Origin of the sequence: Chamaesiphon minutus PCC 6605, assembly GCF_000317145.1 — a bacterium.
Classification (GTDB): domain Bacteria; phylum Cyanobacteriota; class Cyanobacteriia; order Cyanobacteriales; family Chamaesiphonaceae; genus Chamaesiphon; species Chamaesiphon minutus.
Window position 1 is genome coordinate 1,132,578 of the sequence record NC_019697.1, and the last position, 17,660, is coordinate 1,150,237.

General features: G+C 43.1%; 17 protein-coding genes and 1 pseudogene. 15 read left to right on the forward strand and 3 right to left on the reverse strand.

The window, feature by feature from the left end:
• Positions 1-42: 42 nt before the first annotated feature.
• Positions 43-936, reverse strand: a complete 894-nt coding sequence (locus CHA6605_RS05140) for an alpha/beta fold hydrolase (protein WP_015158474.1) — start codon at positions 934-936, stop codon at positions 43-45.
• A 590-nt stretch (positions 937-1,526) separates the two neighbouring features.
• Here CHA6605_RS05140 and CHA6605_RS05145 point away from each other — a divergent pair.
• The 8 genes and pseudogenes from CHA6605_RS05145 to CHA6605_RS31295 all read left to right on the forward strand — a co-directional run bounded on the left by CHA6605_RS05145 (position 1,527) and on the right by CHA6605_RS31295 (position 9,068).
• The gene (locus CHA6605_RS05145) at positions 1,527-2,387 is read left to right on the forward strand and encodes an alpha/beta fold hydrolase (protein WP_015158475.1); all 861 of its coding nucleotides are present in this window, start codon (positions 1,527-1,529) and stop codon (positions 2,385-2,387) included.
• A gap of 163 nt (positions 2,388-2,550) precedes the next feature.
• On the forward strand, positions 2,551-3,606 hold the full coding sequence (locus CHA6605_RS05150; RefSeq protein WP_015158476.1) for a formylglycine-generating enzyme family protein: 1,056 nt from the start codon (positions 2,551-2,553) through the stop codon (positions 3,604-3,606).
• 465 nt (positions 3,607-4,071) lie between these two features.
• Positions 4,072-4,484 (forward strand): annotated as a pseudogene (tnpA, locus tag CHA6605_RS32525) (IS200/IS605 family transposase).
• Positions 4,485-4,744: 260 nt separating this feature from the next.
• Positions 4,745-6,343: an AAA family ATPase gene (locus CHA6605_RS05155; RefSeq protein WP_015158478.1), complete on the forward strand. Its 1,599-nt coding sequence runs from the start codon at positions 4,745-4,747 to the stop codon at positions 6,341-6,343.
• A gap of 59 nt (positions 6,344-6,402) precedes the next feature.
• Positions 6,403-7,362: a formylglycine-generating enzyme family protein gene (locus tag CHA6605_RS05160; RefSeq protein ID WP_015158479.1), complete on the forward strand. Its 960-nt coding sequence runs from the start codon at positions 6,403-6,405 to the stop codon at positions 7,360-7,362.
• Between the two features lie 57 nt (positions 7,363-7,419).
• On the forward strand, positions 7,420-7,797 hold the full coding sequence (locus CHA6605_RS05165) for a DUF1257 domain-containing protein (RefSeq protein ID WP_015158480.1): 378 nt from the start codon (positions 7,420-7,422) through the stop codon (positions 7,795-7,797).
• A gap of 140 nt (positions 7,798-7,937) precedes the next feature.
• Positions 7,938-8,432 (forward strand): hypothetical protein, encoded by a 495-nt coding sequence (locus CHA6605_RS05170; protein ID WP_015158481.1) that lies wholly within the window; start codon positions 7,938-7,940, stop codon positions 8,430-8,432.
• A 21-nt stretch (positions 8,433-8,453) separates the two neighbouring features.
• Positions 8,454-9,068, forward strand: a complete 615-nt coding sequence (locus CHA6605_RS31295) for a GUN4 N-terminal ARM-like repeat domain-containing protein (RefSeq protein WP_015158482.1) — start codon at positions 8,454-8,456, stop codon at positions 9,066-9,068.
• A gap of 36 nt (positions 9,069-9,104) precedes the next feature.
• On the opposite strand, the gene CHA6605_RS05180 is transcribed toward CHA6605_RS31295, so the two are convergent.
• Both CHA6605_RS05180 and CHA6605_RS05185 read right to left on the reverse strand, forming a co-directional pair.
• Positions 9,105-9,677 (reverse strand): PIN domain-containing protein, encoded by a 573-nt coding sequence (locus CHA6605_RS05180; protein WP_015158483.1) that lies wholly within the window; start codon positions 9,675-9,677, stop codon positions 9,105-9,107.
• A complete protein-coding gene (locus tag CHA6605_RS05185; RefSeq protein WP_015158484.1) occupies positions 9,677-10,132 on the reverse strand; it encodes a helix-turn-helix domain-containing protein in 456 nt (151 codons plus the stop codon). Before CHA6605_RS05185 ends, CHA6605_RS05180 begins: the two co-directional genes overlap by 1 nt.
• 200 nt (positions 10,133-10,332) lie before the next feature.
• On the opposite strand from CHA6605_RS05185, the gene CHA6605_RS05190 reads away from it, so the two are divergent.
• From CHA6605_RS05190 to CHA6605_RS05220, 7 genes are all read left to right on the forward strand, one after another.
• Positions 10,333-11,649 (forward strand): hypothetical protein, encoded by a 1,317-nt coding sequence (locus CHA6605_RS05190; protein WP_015158485.1) that lies wholly within the window; start codon positions 10,333-10,335, stop codon positions 11,647-11,649.
• 46 nt (positions 11,650-11,695) lie between these two features.
• Positions 11,696-11,914, forward strand: a complete 219-nt coding sequence (locus tag CHA6605_RS05195; RefSeq protein ID WP_015158486.1) for a DUF2997 domain-containing protein — start codon at positions 11,696-11,698, stop codon at positions 11,912-11,914.
• A gap of 5 nt (positions 11,915-11,919) precedes the next feature.
• Entirely contained in the window at positions 11,920-12,573 is a 654-nt protein-coding gene (locus CHA6605_RS31300) for a nucleotide exchange factor GrpE (protein WP_015158487.1), read from the forward strand.
• The gene (locus tag CHA6605_RS05205; RefSeq protein ID WP_015158488.1) at positions 12,570-14,147 is read left to right on the forward strand and encodes an Hsp70 family protein; all 1,578 of its coding nucleotides are present in this window, start codon (positions 12,570-12,572) and stop codon (positions 14,145-14,147) included. Before CHA6605_RS31300 ends, CHA6605_RS05205 begins: the two co-directional genes overlap by 4 nt.
• Before the next feature lie 203 nt (positions 14,148-14,350).
• A complete protein-coding gene (locus tag CHA6605_RS31305; RefSeq protein WP_051038700.1) occupies positions 14,351-15,439 on the forward strand; it encodes a hypothetical protein in 1,089 nt (362 codons plus the stop codon).
• A gap of 6 nt (positions 15,440-15,445) precedes the next feature.
• Positions 15,446-16,636, forward strand: a complete 1,191-nt coding sequence (locus CHA6605_RS05215; protein WP_015158490.1) for an STM4014 family protein — start codon at positions 15,446-15,448, stop codon at positions 16,634-16,636.
• A 63-nt stretch (positions 16,637-16,699) separates the two neighbouring features.
• Positions 16,700-17,620, forward strand: coding sequence for an STM4015 family protein (locus CHA6605_RS05220; protein WP_015158491.1), 921 nt, complete (start codon positions 16,700-16,702; stop codon positions 17,618-17,620).
• Positions 17,621-17,660 lie beyond the last annotated feature (40 nt).

The window sequence follows — 17,660 nt, forward strand, 5'->3', positions numbered from 1 at the left end:
GGCGGGGTGGGTAGATCTACAATCGCACCTCACTTCACGCCCTTACTCCACCGCCGCCAACCACTCCAAAATTGCCGGATTCACCACCTCTGGATACTCATCATGCGGACAATGCCCCGCATTTGGGATCGAAACCACCTCTACAGGCTTCCCGGCTGCGGCGAGTTCCTGATAGACCTTCGCACCTTTTATCGGTGTCCAAGGGTCATTTTCTCCCCATAATACCAGCAACGGCTTAGTAACTTCGGGCAATAACGACTCCGGTGTCGGCCCTGGTGGTGCGGTGAGAATTGAGGCGAAAACTTGCTGTGCGCCGGGATCGCAAGCTGGTTGATAGATAATGTCGATTAGCTCGTCGGTGACGGCTTCACGGCGCGGATAGACCTGATACAGACTGCTCCGAATGCGTGCTTTTTGGCGGACTCGATCGAATAGAAATTTACCAAAGGCTGGAGATGCGACAATATTAGTAAATATGCCCATCACATTCCGCAGCAGGAAGTTTAGTTCGTCGGGGCGATGGTTCAATCCACCCGCACAATTAATCAATACTCCACCCGCACTAATTTCGGGATGATGCGCTACCAACATTAGACTGAGCAACGCCCCGATCGAGTTACCGACAAATACCGTCGGCTTGTTAATATACTCGTGCCAGAAGTCTACGACTAATTCTTCCCACAGTTCCATGCTGTAGTCGATTTGAGCTTTGTCAGAGCCACCAAATCCGAGCAGATCGATCGCGTATACCTGATATCCAGCCTCAGCTAATCCGGGGATATTCTTGCGCCAATGATCGATCGAGGCACCGAAACCATGAATCAATAATAGCGGTTGACCTGCGCCAGTAACTGAATATTTAATCTGATGTCCGCGCCAGTTCCAGGTAAGCTTTTCGGCAATGCGGAGCGGTGTTAGGGATGGAGTTGCGGTCATGAATGATATGGAACTATGCGGATACCTTCGATCTTAATCAAAAATCTCGATCGAGGAAAGGTACGGTTTCTCACATCTGGCACTCATCTCAATCCCACCAGTAAGAAATGATAACTGCATCTCGATCGCGTTTGAAGTTTCGCCCCAGTTGAGAATGAGCCGCCAGATCGGTAATTACTTCTTCACCATTAAATTCATTAAACTTTCGTTAGCAACCTAAGACGGCGATTACTTCTTGTGGCGTATAATCGCGCGCAATTGTTTGAATTTTGTCTAGGTTTAACATCATCTTGCTAGAGAGATATCTGACAATTCGAGCGCACCAATCGATCGACAATATCGATCGGGGATTATTTGTTGAAATTACCAGCAATTTCATCACAATATTTTACTCGATCGATTGATACTCTAGTGTTTCTTTGCTCTGAGTCTAAGTAGAAACTATGTATCTACATCATAGCCGCTGTCGAGTATCCACTCGATCGATCGCCAGATCGCCGATCTCAGCATGAGATTTGACGCTCCTAGCATTTAAATGGCTAAATAATTAGTTAATGTAAGATCGCCAAAGTAGCAAGGAAAATTAACTGATGCGTGCCAGGATAAGGGATACAGAGATTTACTTCGATATTGAAGGATTAGGATTAGTCAAACAGGGAGCGCGGTTACGATCGCAGCCAGCCGTATTTCTGATTCATGGTGGGCCAGGTGCCGACCATACATCCTACAAGCCCAGCTTCTCACCGTTGAGCCAGAAGATGCAACTGATTTATTTCGACCATCGGGGGCAAGGACGCTCGGCACGAGGCGATCGGGAAACCTACACGCTAGAAAATAATGTCGAGGATTTAGAAGCACTCCGGCAATATCTAGGCTTAGATCGAATTGTCGTCCTTGGCTCCTCCTATGGCGGGATGGTTGCGCTCTCTTATGCGGTTCGCTATCCCCAGCATGTTTCGCATCTGATTGTCATTGCCACGGTAGCGAGTTACCGCTTTCTGAAGCGAGCGCAGGAGAATTTGGCCGCATGGGGCACTCCAGCACAACAGCAGATCGCCCAACGACTCTGGGACGGTACATTTGAGAATGAAGAACAATTGCGCGAGTACTTCCAGGTAATGGCACCGATGTATTCACTTACCTACGATCCCAACTCCGATCGATCGGCATGGGATGAAACCATTCTTTCGCCCGATGCGATTAATGTGGCCTTTGGTGGCTTTTTGCGATCGTATGACGTACTCGATCGGTTACACACAATTCAGGCACCTACATTAGTCATTGGCGGACGGCATGACTGGATTTGTCCGCCAGAATTCTCTGAGGAAATAGCTAAAGCAATCCCCAATGCCGATCTGCGCATCTTTGAAAATAGCGGTCATTCGATTAGAGCTGACGAGCCAGAAGCACTACGAGATGCGATCGCGGGTTTCTTGGTGTACAAGTCTTAGCGAGCGAGAGCGTAATCTCACATCTGTTTGGGGTCATTAGGTTGCGCCTAGTGGTTACTGTCAATCCAGAAACAGGTAAAGTCGATCGACTCAACCTCAAATGATGCCGAGGAGATCGAGCTATCTGGGTACAATATCGTTAACTCGATCGATCTCCATCAGCATGTCAAAACTTCAACCCGATAACACCGATGCCATTTTAGGCGGACAAACTCCACCACCGCTTGATGCTGCTGTTTTGGGTGGCATTGCCGGAACGAAGCTAAAAATAGTGAATGAGTGGGGACTGAGAGAAGAATTAGTCGATCGATTTAGTTTTGAAACTGTTACGGTAAACGATAGTGCAGAAATTATCGATCGCAAACAGAAAGAAGCTTTTTGTTATACCGTCGATATTAATGGCGTTCCGCTTGAAATAGTTTATATTCCTGCTGGAAGTTTCATGATGGGTGGTTTTGATGAAGCTCAAATAAGCCATAGATTACCAGAGCCTCTTCATCTAGTTACGCTTCAATCATTTTTTATGGGCAAGTATCCTGTTACTCAAAAGCAATATTTATCATTAATGGGTATGAATCCTTCTCGCTTCCATGCAGACGATCGACATCCTGTGGAGGAGGTGTCATGGAGAGATGCAATGGAATTTTGTCGTCGATTATCAGCATTGACAAATAAAAATTTCACTTTGCCTAGTGAATCTCAGTGGGAGTATACTTGTCGAGCGGGCACTGATACAAATTTTTATTTTGGTCAAAAAATCAATACCGATCTAGCAAATTTTGCAGATTTTAAACCTTTTGAAGATTCAACAGAGACAATTGCTAAATACTATGAAACTCACAAAACTACTTCCGTAGGTATTTATCCACCCAATTCTTGGGGTTTATACGATATGCACGGTAATGTATATGAATGGTGCTTGGATATACACCATTCTAATTACACAGGTGCGCCCTCTGATGGTAGTGCTTGGATCGATTTTGATGAAGACAATCATAATCGTATGGGTAACAGCCATCCCTGTCGAGGTGGTTCGTGGAGAGATTTATGGGATTTTTCTACTAGTTACAAACGTGGTTTTGGTAGTAGTGATGGTCGAATCGACCAGATCGGTTTTCGCGTTTGCATGGTACTAAACTCGGACGCTCGATATGGAATTTTACCGTACAGAGAAATTAATGAAAACTATGAAGACTATGAGGAATATGAAGAAGAATAGATTCGACCTCTGAACTTTTCCTATCACAACCTGTAAATGAATTTGCACTAAAAAACACCCCAAAATCCAAAATGTCTACCCTCCCCCGCAGCCATCAAGAAATCGTCGAACAACTAGATCTAATGCTGCGGGCGCGGTATCCGCTGATTTACATCGTTGGAGCCGAAGAAGAACCGATCGATTTTTTCTAGTGCAATCGACATCCGCGCTGAAATGGAATTTCGCGCTCATAGCCAAAGTTATCTGAAGATAACTACACAGAGATCTTAGTTCGTGTCAACGAACTTACGCTCTGAGCAAGGAATTCATTCGAGGGCTTAGATCTACACTGAATTCTAGATATCTTCAACGGCTTACGTCCTTTCAGTACCAACGATCGCCTCATCCAAATCCAATTTCAACCAACTTGTTAACATTCGATCGAATCCAGGGCATATTAACAAACAAAATGCCAATATTTGCGACATGCCACTTTGGAGATTATTTTATCATCTGGTTTGGGCGACTAAAGATCGACAACCACTAATTAGCCCAGATCGCGAAAAATTCTATATCCACATATTCAAGGAAAAGCCGATTTTCTCGGATGTCAACTACATGCGCTCGGTGGTGTCGAAGACCATATTCATCTGATTGTTTCAATCCCACCAAAGCTATCGATTTCAGACTTTGCCAAACGAATTCAAGGTAGTAGCTGTCGTTATTTAAACCAAGAATTTGGAGAAGCTAGTTATCAGTTCTCTTGGCAACATGAATATGCGGTGTTTTCTTTAGGAGAACAGAAGTTAGAATGGGCGATCTCGTATGTTGAAAATCAAAAACAACATCATGCAACCGGAAAGCTCGTCAAAGTACTCGAACAAACGGAGCCAAGTTGAGGGCTATTGGTGCAATCGAGATCCGCGCTGAAATAGAATTGCGCGCTCATAGCACAAGTTATTCTCAGATAACTACATGGAGATTTAGTTCGTGTCAACGAACTTACGCTCTTAGCCCCAAATTCATTTGAGGGCGATCTCCACTAAATTCTAGAAGCTATTAACACGATTACCTACGGTAGGCTACGCCAACGCCAACCCAATCGGGCAAAATAACTACAGCATCTAAAATAGTAACTAGCCTCAACCCAAAATCCCAAATGTCCACCCTCCCCCGCAGCCACCAAGAAATCGTCGAAAACCTAGACCTCATGCTGCGGGCGCGGTATCCGCTGATTTATATCGTCGGTGCCGAAGAAGAACCGATCGAAACCGTACTATTACAAGTAGCCGATAAATCCCAACCAGCGCGAGAACTCCGATTTTGGGATATCGTCAGGGGTTGGAACGATAACGGAGCCGATAAAGGTTCGCCCATCGCGGCATTAGGGCAGATTGCCAAAGCACCTGCGGATAAACCCGCGATCTTTGTCTTGCAAGATATCCACCCAATCCTCAAATCGCCCCTGCAACCCGCCAACATCCCCATTATCCGCGAGATCAAAAATCTCACCCGCGAACTCAAACGCAGTCGTAAGACATTAATTCTCACCAGTTATTCCCTCGACGTACCGTCAGAATTTATCGAAGAGACAACCACCATCGATTTTCCCCTTCCCGATGCCAATGAAATCGATTATCTAATCTCTCAATTAGTCGTCCCCGACAAACTCAAACTTTCCCCCCTCGGTAGAGAACAACTCGTCAAAGCCTGTCAGGGATTGAGTCGAGCGCGGATTCAACGAGTACTAGCCATTTCCCTCGCCACAAACCAACAAGTCAGCGAGCAAGATATCGACAGAGTTTTAGCCGCCAAGCAGCAAGCTATTCGCCAGACGGGAATTTTGGAATTCTACACCACCCACGAATCGCTCAAAAGCGTCGGCGGTTTGGATAACCTCAAACAGTGGGTGAGGATGCGCCAGGACAGCTTTACCGAGGAAGCGCGGCGGTATGGCATTCCCAATCCCAAGGGAGTATTACTGGCGGGAATTCAGGGTACTGGTAAATCGCTCTCGGCAAAAACGATCGCGCATGAGTGGAGGTTACCCCTATTGCGGTTGGATGCGGGGCGGTTATTTGGCGGGTTAGTGGGGGAGAGTGAGAGTAAGGTACGCCAGATGATTAAAATCGTCGAAGCGGTGGCTCCTTGCGTGTTGTGGATGGATGAAATCGATAAAGCGTTTGGAAATATCAGCAGTGGTTTCGATGGCGATTCGGGGACGAGTCGGCGGGTATTTGGGAGTTTGATTACCTGGATGCAAGAAAAAACTAGTCCGGTATTTGTAGTAGCGACAGCGAATAATATTCAGATTTTGCCTGCGGAATTATTACGGAAAGGGCGATTCGATGAGATATTTTTCTTGAATTTACCCAATGAAGCCGAACGTCAAGAAATCTTTCGGGTACATTTACAAAAACTTCGTCCCAGTCGGTTGCGAGAATTCGATTTAGCATTACTCGCACGGCATTCTCCCGAATATAGCGGTGCCGAAATCGAACAAGCGATCGTTGAAGGAATGCAACAGGCTTTTAGTAGCGGTACGACAGGCAATCGATCGGATTTTAATACCGAACATATCATCCGCGCTCTGGAAGAGACGGTACCTTTAGCGACTATTGCAAAGCCCCAAATTGAAGCTCTCAAACAATGGGCATCTAATGCAGGCGCGCGCCCAGCTTCGATCGATACTAAGTTAGTAGAAGAACTCCGCCAAATCTCGCAACGGCGGGGGATCGATCCGTTAGAAGTCGATTGAGCGGAATATAATAAAAGGAAGCACGTCACTCATAACAATCGCTCGTTCTCTCTTCTCCAATGAGTATTCCTCCCAATCCGAACAATACTGATGCAATCTTAGGCGGACAAAATCCACTTCCTGTAAATGCAGGCATTCTGGGAGGTATTGCTGGAGCTAAGAAAAAATTAGTTCACGATCTAGAGTTGAGTATAGAGGCAGCTCATGAGTTGATTGACAATCACGACTTATTGGAGTTTGAAACTATTACAGTTAATAGCTTTGGCAAAGTTATTACAAGTACGAAGAAATATGCTTTTTATTATACTGAGAAGTTAGAGAATGATGTTGCAATAGACATGATGTACATTCCCTCTGGAAATTGGAATCTAGAATGCACGGAAGGAAATAAAAAATGGCTGCATCAAATTTCAATAAAGCAATTTTATCTTTCAAAATCCCCTATCACAAAGGCTCAATATCAGGCGGTTATGGGAAATAATCCATCATTTTTCAAGGGTGAAGATCGCTGCCCAGTAGAATCAGTGACATGGAAAGATGCGATTGATTTCTGTGAGAGATTGTCAAACCTCACTGGAAAAAACTACACCCTTCCAAGTGAAAGTCAGTGGCAATATGCTTTTGTGAGTGGTACTAATACACCAATTTATTGCGGTGATACCATAACAACAGACTTATCAAACTACAATGGAAAACAGTATAAATTTCGTAACGAACCAACAGGAGTATATTTAGGGAAAACTACGCCAGTAGGAAAATATCCTCCAACACCTTGGGGGCTATATGATATGCACGGAAATGTTATGGAGTGGTGCTTGGACGAATGGCATGAGAATCTTATAGATAAACCTATTGACGGCACAGCATGGAAATGGAGAGATGACAATGATGGTCAGTATCATATTTTTTGTGGCTGTTCTTATAAGTTCTTTCCGCTGGATCTTCGAGGTTCTAACTGTACATATATAACTGCTGGAGATCGCTATAGCGATATTGGCTTTCGGGTGTGTCGTATTTAGTAATTATCGATTCCAGCAGCTTAACAATAAAATTGCAAATCTAACTCAAAGATTCCTATGTCTCACTTTACTACTATTAAGGTTCAAATCAAAAACGGTGAAGTTCTCGCTAATGTTCTGGCAGAACTGGGGCATAAGGTAGAAACTAACGCTCAAGTTCGCGGTTATCAAGGCGATCGAATTAATGCAGAATACGTCATCCGCCGTCAAAATGGTTACGATATCGGATTTCGGAAAGATAGTGATGATAATTACGAACTTATTGCTGACTTCTGGGGTACAGGGATAAACCAAGTTCAATTTGTTAATGAAATTCAACAAAAATACGCTCACAAAATGCTGTTAACTACTGCGGAAACTCAAGGTTATACCATTGAAGCGGAAGAAGTATTAAACGATGGCACAGTGCGTGTAGTCGTCGGACGGTGGGTTTAGATTAATTGATAATTGATAATTGATAATTGATAATTGGGTTGTTAGAGCGTAGGTTGGGTAGAGCAAAGCGAAACCCAACATTTCCAGTGTGTTAGAGCATAGGTTATCGATTCATACAAATCTGTCAAGGATAACCGATTATGTCCAATCGCGATTTTCGTTTTGAAGGGCTGCACCAACGACCGCAAAATTCCGATGCCGTACTGGGAAATCAAACATCGATCGCTAATGGTAGCGTCATCTTAGGTGGAATTGAAGGTGTCAAAACCCGATTGAATAGCGAAAGCATTCACCTCAGAATTTTAGCATTGAAAGATGCGATAAATTATGGCGATGCTGGTTTGCATCTGGTTGTTCGATACTTGGAAAATCCAGAATCCCAAATTGTCGATGCAGCTTATGAATTATTAAAAGATCGATCGGAACCGTTCGTGCGCGATCGAATCGAGCGTTTTTTGGACGATCGAGAGTTAGAAATTGAAGACATGAAATATTCATGGCTAGAATCGAGTCCCGAAGCTGCCATTGGGAAGCAATTTAAAACAAATAAAGTATCTAAATCGATCGCGGATTCTAAAACCAATTCGAGACGGGTGAATAAAACCAGTAAGAAACGATGGAGTAGTGCAACTTAGCTCGACACAAAGTAACTAAATATGTTAAAGCACGAGCGACCGAATGAATTTGATGCTGTCTTGGGAAATCAAGGTGTTGTGACCCAAGGCAGCATGATTTTAGGCGGAGTTGAAGGACTCAAACAAAGATTGAATAGTCATAGCTTGCAAGTCAAAATAGCCGCATTAGAAGAGGCAGTTAATTATGGCACGGCGGGTTTGCAGGTACTACTCGCATATTTAGACGATCGAGATTTACAAATCCAAAATCGGGTTTATGAATTATTAGAATCGAGATCGGAACCTTTCGTTATCGAACATTTAGCTAACAATGGGATTAGGCGATATACCAGACATAAAAATCGATTCGATCTATTCGAGCAGATGGGCAAACGAGGAACGACAGCGGATGTCGATATTATGATGGAAAGTCTCGAATGCGATCCTCACAGTTCGCCATATAAACTAATCGATTATACGCTGGGATTGGTAAACAGAAGTACTGGGAAAGAGAGAATCGAATATTACTTATTTAACGGCACGCAAGTTCAACGAAATTATGCGGCACTTTATTTTAAAAGACTGGGTGAAATGGGTATTTTAACCGAAGCTGTAAGAATGGGATGTATCGATCGAGTTCAAGCGTTTTCCAAGTAACTATTAAAATGGCCCAAAATTAAATTTTCGATCGAACTAGATATTATTATGAAGATCGCGGAGCATCGCAACGCAACTTATCAATCCCTGATTTGCTAGCGTTTCTAAATGATTGTCGAAAGTCTGGGGTGGATTCTTCAGGCGAGATAAAATGGTATCGACAGATTGGAGAACTTGCTGAGGATATCGCTCGATGAGATTGCCAACAAATACATCTGGATGTTGGGCGACTATTCCATGTCTGGCAAGAATTACATCTGGAAAATCCTTTAAATTAAAAGTGACAATAATCTTGGCATTTGTGGCAATTGCAGCAGCAAGAACGTGTCGATCTTCAGGATCTGGTAACTCCAGAGTGGGAATTAATTGCTCGAAATCTGTAACCAGTGAATCGGGCACATTTTCATTCATTAAAACTCTGAGCCTTGCGAGTCTGTTAGCGTTCAAATCGGGACGTTTGATTAACAGATTTCGCGTCCATTCATCGTGAATTAGCTCCGTCCATTTGGCTCGAAAAATTCTGGTTGTCGCCAGTTGAACTAATAAATCGCGTAAAGGTGCAGGATAGAGAACGCAGGCATCATAAACTACGGCAATATTGGCAGCCATCAGTCATACAGTCCCAGTTCCTGAGAAATTGCCACCATTTCATCTAGTCCTTGCGCTGTTGCCAAATCGATTCGTTCTTTGTAAGCCATCAAATCATTAAAGTGAATCCGGCGGTGTTTGCCGACTTTATGATGGGGAATTACGCCTAATTCAATTTGTTCGATTAAAAATGGTTGGGAGACATTTAGTAAATCCGCAGCCTCCTGGGTTGTAAGTTCGGCATGAATGGGGATGAGGCTGACAGCATTGCCCTGCGCCATTTGAGTGAGAGCATCGACGAGCAGACGGTAGGCGGCTGCGGGAATAGTGGCTTGATGTTTATTACCATCTGCCTCAATAATCTCGATTTGATGGACATTGGGGCTGAGGTATGTGGTGAGGATGCGGCTACTCTCTTGGGAGATTTTGGTGTCATCTTCACTGGGAATGTAAGCAGGATAATTTAGGCTACCCATAGTCGATCGGTTACAATCCGGTATGTTGGGTGATAGGTTCAATTTTAACGGACTATTTGCAACAATCGCAAAAGAGGTAGAGAATCTGACGATCGTGCCGATCTTTTTGCCGAAAACAAACCCGCCCACCCCACCAATATCGATCGAATTGTTAGATCGATCGTGGGCATAATAGAAATAATCTCGCACTGTCAATAACCATGTCAGAAACCAATCCCCGCGAATCAGATCTAATTTTAGGCGGACAAATTCTACCTCCTGTAAATGCTGCGATATTAGGTGGATTGGCTGGTGTCAAACAACGGTTGGAAAGTGAATCGATCGCCGAACGACTTCAGGCTCTAAATAATGCAGTTGCCTATGGTGATGATGGGATAGATTTAGCCCTGCGATCGCTATCGGATAATGATGATAAGGTACGGCGGTTAGCAAAGAGATTATTACGCGATCGATTTGGGGAAGCAGGAAAGAAAGCATTTATAAACCATGATGTTGCTAGTTATTTTCTTAAGATCGATGATTGGAATAAGGAGGAGTATTATTCTGGTATTGGCATTGCCGACCCAGATAATAATGCTTATTATCGTGAAGTATATCTGCCTGGAATGTGGAAGAAAGATGAAGACTACCAGACAAAACAGTTTAAGTCTCTACTACAAAGTTCTAGTGCCAATCGAATGCAGGCATTGATTTTAGAAGCAGTTGAGAACAAATTAGATTTTTTTAGATTTATCTTTGAAAGTATTCAGTCAAATAATACTCCCTTAAGTAATCTCAAAGCATTACAGATAGGCGATAGAAAGATAGATTGGGAGGAAGTGGATCTTGAGAATGATGAGTTTGACCGAGACTTGCTTGTCAAGCCTAAAAATGATCGTTTGTATCAGACCGATATCAGCTCCTTACTTATATTGTTTCCCAATTTAGAGTATTTAAATGTTTATGGAAATTATCATGAATATTTAAGTCCTAATAATCTTGCTCTCAAACAATTTTGCGCTGGCAAGTCCATCAAAAATAAATTAAAAACCTTAGTAATTGGAGATGCCGATGTCGATAGAACGATATCCAATATATCTCCAACTAGTTTCCCTGAATTAGAGCATTTTGAGATCTGGTTCAATGATACGAAGGATATTATGCCAACGATTCAAGCTATTAGCCCAATATTGTCGAAGAAAGCTACACCTAAATTAAAGTATTTAGCCCTATGCAATTGTCAAGTATCTGAGGCTTTAATTAGAGCAGTAATAAGAACTCCTGTTATTGAAAAACTTGACGTTTTAGATTTCAGAAGTGGCTCTATGATGGATGGTATTATACAATATATTTTAGATTGTCAAAAAATTAGAAATCTCAAGCTTTTGAATATCTCAGATAATTATTTGACCGAGCGAGGGATAGAGCGGCTGAGACAGCTTCCCTGTAAAATTGAGGCAGCTAATCAATTTCAATCCAAGCACGCAAAAGATGAAAGAGATCTCAGATTCTCGCGGTATTCGGTATCCGCTGAATAACTATTAATCATTGAGCGTCAATCCAAAATCCAAAATCCAAAATAAGATGGCTGAATATCAAAAGATCGAATACCGCATCGGCAAAGACGGCAAAGTCACCGAAACCGTCATCAATGGTAACGGCGAAACCTGTACCCTCGCTACCCAGGATCTCGAAGCATCCTTGGGTAAAGTCGAATCGCGAGAACTATTACCCGAATACCACGATGGTGCAGATAACTACCTCGTCAACGAACAGTCTCAATCTAACGAAACTCAAGGATAGAAACGATGGAGCCAGAAATAATCGGTGGGTTGGTAGGGACTTTCACGAGTATTGCGACATTAGGATTCTTTTATTGGCGATTGCTTAAAATTGCGAAAGCTAGTCGAGTAGCATTAGAGTCGCGCTTAACTCAGGAAATTAACACCTTAAAAGATCGATCGCAAGCAACTGAATCAGCCTTACAGTCTCAATTAATAGAGGTAAAATCTCAACTTCAAACTAGCGAAGTCAAAAGAGCCAAGTTAGAAGCAGAAATCGCCGCGCTGACACAACAATGTCAGCGATTGCGAGAGGAATTGAAAACTCAAGCAGCGCAAGTTCGATCGGATGCGATCGATGGTGGATTCGAGCAAATTCAAACGCTATTAACTCAATATCCTAGCGTGCGAAGGATGGTAGAAAGTCAGCCAGATTTACCCGCACGCAATATCGTTGCTTTATTAACATCTCTGGAAAATATCGTTAAATTCTGGGAGTGTCAATCGATCGGCAAACCCTGGGAAATGGTGCCATATGACCCGCAGATCCATCAAAGCGATGTAGATGATATCCAAGTTGGCGAATCCGTTTATGTGCGGTTTATCGGCTATCAGAAAGGAGATCGGATTTTGATTCCTGCTAAGGTTAGCCGCACATTACCAGCAGGAGCGAAAACATGACGGCAATCGCGATCGATTTTGGCACCAGTAACACCGTAGTTAGCATCTTAGAACCCGATACCCAAACGCCGAAGACGCTGCGGTTTCCCAGTTTGTCGCGGGTATTTAATTTGGGCGATACGATCGCTACAGGTGGAGATATTGCGGTAATTCCAAGCTTGGTATACGTCGCCACAGGGCGCGAGATTATCGTCGGGGAGCGGGTGCGATCGCAGCGATTAGGACTATCGCAACCCCAGCGGTTTTTTCGAGCATTCAAACGCGATTTGGCAGCAGATTTTCAGATTCCACCGCGCACGATCGAGGAAAAGGTATTCGATTCTCATGCGGTGGCGATCGAATTTCTGACGCAGATTTGGCAGGAAATTTTAGCAGCAAATATCGAACCATCTTTAGTAATTTTTACGGTTCCCGTCGGTACGTTCGAGCGGTATTTAGACTGGTTTAAAGATGTCGCCACCGAGTTAAAATTACCGACGGTTAAATTCGTCGATGAATCGACAGCAGCGGCTTTGGGTTATGCCGTACAACGTCCGGGTTCGATCGTGTTAGTTGCTGATTTTGGTGGGGGAACGCTGGATTTGAGTTTAGTGAGAACTTCGCCCCTGGGTACGGATGATGTCAAATTGCAAGCAGAGGTATTAGCCAAGACGGATGTATATGTCGGTGGAGAAGATATCGACAGGTGGATTATTGAAGATTATTTAGTTAAGTTAAATAGCGACAGAGAAACCATCGGTGAAGTTGGCTGGCAAAATTTACTCGCGATCGCCGAGCGGTTGAAAATTCGATTGACTAAAGATACCGACGCGCGAGAAAGTTGGTTAGATGAGGATACATTTATGTCCTACGATCTGACTTTAGCTCGATCGCAATTAGAAGATTTATTAGAACAGCGACAATTACTCGAACAATTTCGCGATGCGATCGATGAAATCCTCACTCTCGGCTTGCGAAAAGGTGTCCAAAAACCCGACATCGAACAGATATTATTAGTCGGTGGTAGCTGTCAAATTCAAGCGATTCAACACCTATTTACATCCTACTTTGGCAGACAACGCGTCAAGCTCCACAAACCCTTTGAAGCCGTCGCACATGGAGCCTTAGCTCTTACCCAAATTGCGGGATTAGAAGACTATCTCCGACATGGATATTGCATCCGTCTCTGGGAACCATATACTCGGACTTACAATTATTTTCCCCTGTTTGAAGCTGGGATTAAATATCCCTGCAAACGCGACGAACCATTAACCCTCCAAGTCGCCTTGGAAGGACAAACGGAACTGCGCTTAGATATCGGTGAAATCGCCCAAATTAGCACCGCAGAAGTCACTTATGACGCCCAAGGGAGAATGAATAGTGTTCCGGTAAATAAACAATCTCAATATCGATCGTTAGAACGCGATCGCAATTCGGTTTGTTTGGCGAGATTGGAACCACCAGGGGAATTAGGAATCGATCTGATTGCGGTAGAATTTGCGGTGACGGAGCATCGAATTTTAGTTGTTACGGTGACGGATTTATTGACTAATCGAGTGTTGGTGGAACGAGGATCGATCGCTAAATTGAATTGATTATGACTAGTACAATCGAGATCCGCGCTGAAATGGAATTTCGCGCTCATGGCAAAAGTTATCTGAAGATAACTGAAATTCGGTTTTAGTCCGTTTCAACGGACTTTTGCTCTTAGCCCCAAATTCATTTGAGGGCTGCATCGATGTCGCACTATTCAGCTCGATCGGGCATAATAACTATAACCTTATATCGATCGATCCCCATGTCAGAACTCAATCCCCAAGAATCCGATGCTGTCTTTGGCGGACAAAATCTACCGCCGATAAATGCTGCCGTATTAGGTGGTGAAGTAGGTATAAAAAAACGATTACAATATGAAAAGTCTATTGCTAGAGAAAACAAATTTTGGCATAACTTCAAGTATTTGCATGGGTTCTCACAATATATAGTTTTCGAGCCGCATGTAAAAATAATTAATCCTCAAGAAACTGCTTATTTTTTAAGAGATTATCGATATAATCCTCCTCCCAACAACATCTCTTTTGAAGACAAATTTGATGCTCTTGTTAAACAAACTAGAGCTAGTGAAGTTGAAGGTTTATTTTTTGGATGTTTGAGCAATGAAAAGCTTATCAATATTTTGGTCGATAATTGCAAAAAATTGAAAAAATTGAAGGCATTATGCCTCGGAGCTATTTCTGAAGATGAGCAAATGATTTCTGAGATATATCATGGTGATATTAGCAGAATTTTATTAGCCTACGATAAATTGGAAATTTTACAGATCAGGGGGCGATATTTACGGTTTTGTACGAAATTGCATCATCAAAACCTCAAATCTTTGACAATTATAAGTGGAGGGTTAAATCGCGAATCATTGTTAGATATCAATGAGCTAGATTTACCTGCTTTAGAATATTTAGAAATTTGGCTTGGGAGCAAGGAGTATGGATCTAATTCTTCCATTACCGATCTGATGCCAATTATTTCTGGAGATAAGTTTCCAAAATTAAAATATTTAGGGTTTAAGAATTGCGAATATACGGATGATATTGCTTTTGAATTAGCTAGATCTCCAATTATAGAGAAATTACTAGAATTAGATTTGTCAATGGGAGCATTGGGTGATGATGCTTTGTCAGCAGTACTTTCCTGTCCAATGATTAACGAATTAGATAAATTAGATGTGTCTCAAAACTTTATTTCAGATGGATTTATCGCAGAGAAACTACCTCAGTTTAAGCTAAACTGCGAATTAATTACTGAAGGTCAACGTCAAGTATATCCTTATGATGATTATGGAAATGAAATAAATGAGAGAGAATATCGATATTGCGTAGTTGCAGAGTAAACTTGAATGCTGAATTTCGTCCTAATTGCTAACCCCGAAACCCGACGCGTGCAACTATTCCAGCAAGCACTAGCACGTTACGGATTACCGCCAGCCAGACTAATCGCCTACGCCGATTTGCTCGCCAATAGGTGCGATTTAGCTCAATTTGACTCCCCAGATACTATCTTCCGATTTGACGCGCCAGAGCGCAGTTTTGACGTCGATCGAGGGTTTATTGCCGCAGGTGCCGAACTGGAGCCAGATGGACGACATCAACGTATTAGTACCAGTGCAGCGGCGCAGTTACCAGAAGATTTGGGGCGGATTTGGTATCAACGTCAATGGTATCTCGGCTGGTGCGATCGATTGCGATCGTGGACGGCTAATTTGCAAGGGCGAATCTTAAATCATCCCGATGATATTATCATCATGTTTGATAAAGTCCGGTGTCAGCAAATATTAGCAGCAGCAGGTATTCCCGTACCACCAATGTTATCGATCGATCTCAATCTCCAATCCAAAATCCAAAATCCAAAATCCAAAATCGACAAATTGATGGACGAGCGAAACATCAATCGAGTATTTATTAAACTGGCGCATGGCTCCTCCGCTTCGGGAGTGGTTGCTTACGAACGTCGGCATGGATACGAACGGGCAATTACGACTGTAGAAAGAGTTGTCGAAGCAGGAGAATTACGGTTTTATAATTCGCGATTGATTCGGCAATATCGCGATCCAGACGCGATGGCGGATATTATCAATTTTCTGGCTGCTGAATCAGTTCAAGCCGAAACATGGCTTCCCAAAGCACGATTGGAAGGAAGAGAATTTGACGTGCGGGTGGTAGTCGTTGGTGGTAAAGCGCGTCAAGCAGTAATTCGAGTGGGCAATAGCCCCATGACTAATTTACACTTAGGAAACGATCGCCGAGAAGTTACCGATTTACCTACGGGTTTATCGCCTGCGGCTTGGGCGGAAATGTTAGCTACCTGCGAACGCGCTGCTGCTTGTTTTCCCAATACTTTCTATTGTGGCATCGATTTATTAATCGCGCCCAATTTGAGGGAACACTATATTCTAGAAATGAATGCATTTGGTGACTTGCTTCAAGGGATTACTTGGCAAGGTGAAGATACTTATACAACGGAGGTAAGGATGTTGATAGAAGAGGAGGAGACTAGGAGACTAGGAGACTGGGAAATAAGTAGGAACTAGATCGAGTAATATTTATACAGCCTTTCAATCCGCAATCCGCAATCCACAATCCACAATAAAAAAATGGGCATCTATCAACACGTAGAAAAATTCATCGGCAAGCCAATTGTCGAATATACAACCGATACTGGAATTGCCTACCCGATCGAGATAATTTATCGAATGAGTGTAGAGTATGACTCAGAGCATAGCATTCTCGATTTACTTGCGCATTTTACAGAACATCCCAATGCCAGCAGAGTTCCTGGCTTAATTATCGGGATGTGGGATTGTGAGGAAAGCAGTCAGAATGTTGTCGATTTTCTCGTCAATGCTAGTCAAAAACTGCCCAGCCTGTCGGCACTTTTTTTAGGTGATATTACGGGTGATGAAAATGAAATATCTTGGATCGAACAAAGCGATCTCTCACCACTCTTAACGGCTTATCCGCAGCTAGAACATTTACAGATACGCGGTAATGATGGATTGGTACTTGGAGAGCTAAAACACGATCGATTAAAAACATTAATCGTCGAAACTGGTGGGTTGAGCGTCGAAAGAGTTCGGGAAGTATGTCAGGCGCAGTTGCCACAATTAGAACATTTAGAATTATGGTTGGGTGACGATAATTATGGCGGCGATACAACGGTAGAAGATCTAGCTCCGATTTTAAGTGGAAAATTATTTCCCAATTTAAAGTATTTAGGTTTGAGAGATAGTTGTATAGCAGACTCGATCGCCACTGCGGTAGCAAAGGCACCCGTGCTGCAACAAATCAAAGTCCTCGATCTATCTTTGGGTAACTTAGGTGATGTCGGTGCTGCTGCTTTATTAGCAAGCCCATTGATAAAACACTTAGCAAAACTCGATCTCAATCACCACTATATTCCTGAAGAATTCAGATCTAAATTTGAAGAATTGGGTATTGATGTCGATCTAAGTGACGAGCAAGAGGTAGACGAAGATGATGACGAAGAATATCGATACATTGCCGTCTCTGAATAATGAAAACACACAGATCTGTAGGGGCGGGTTTATGCAAGCA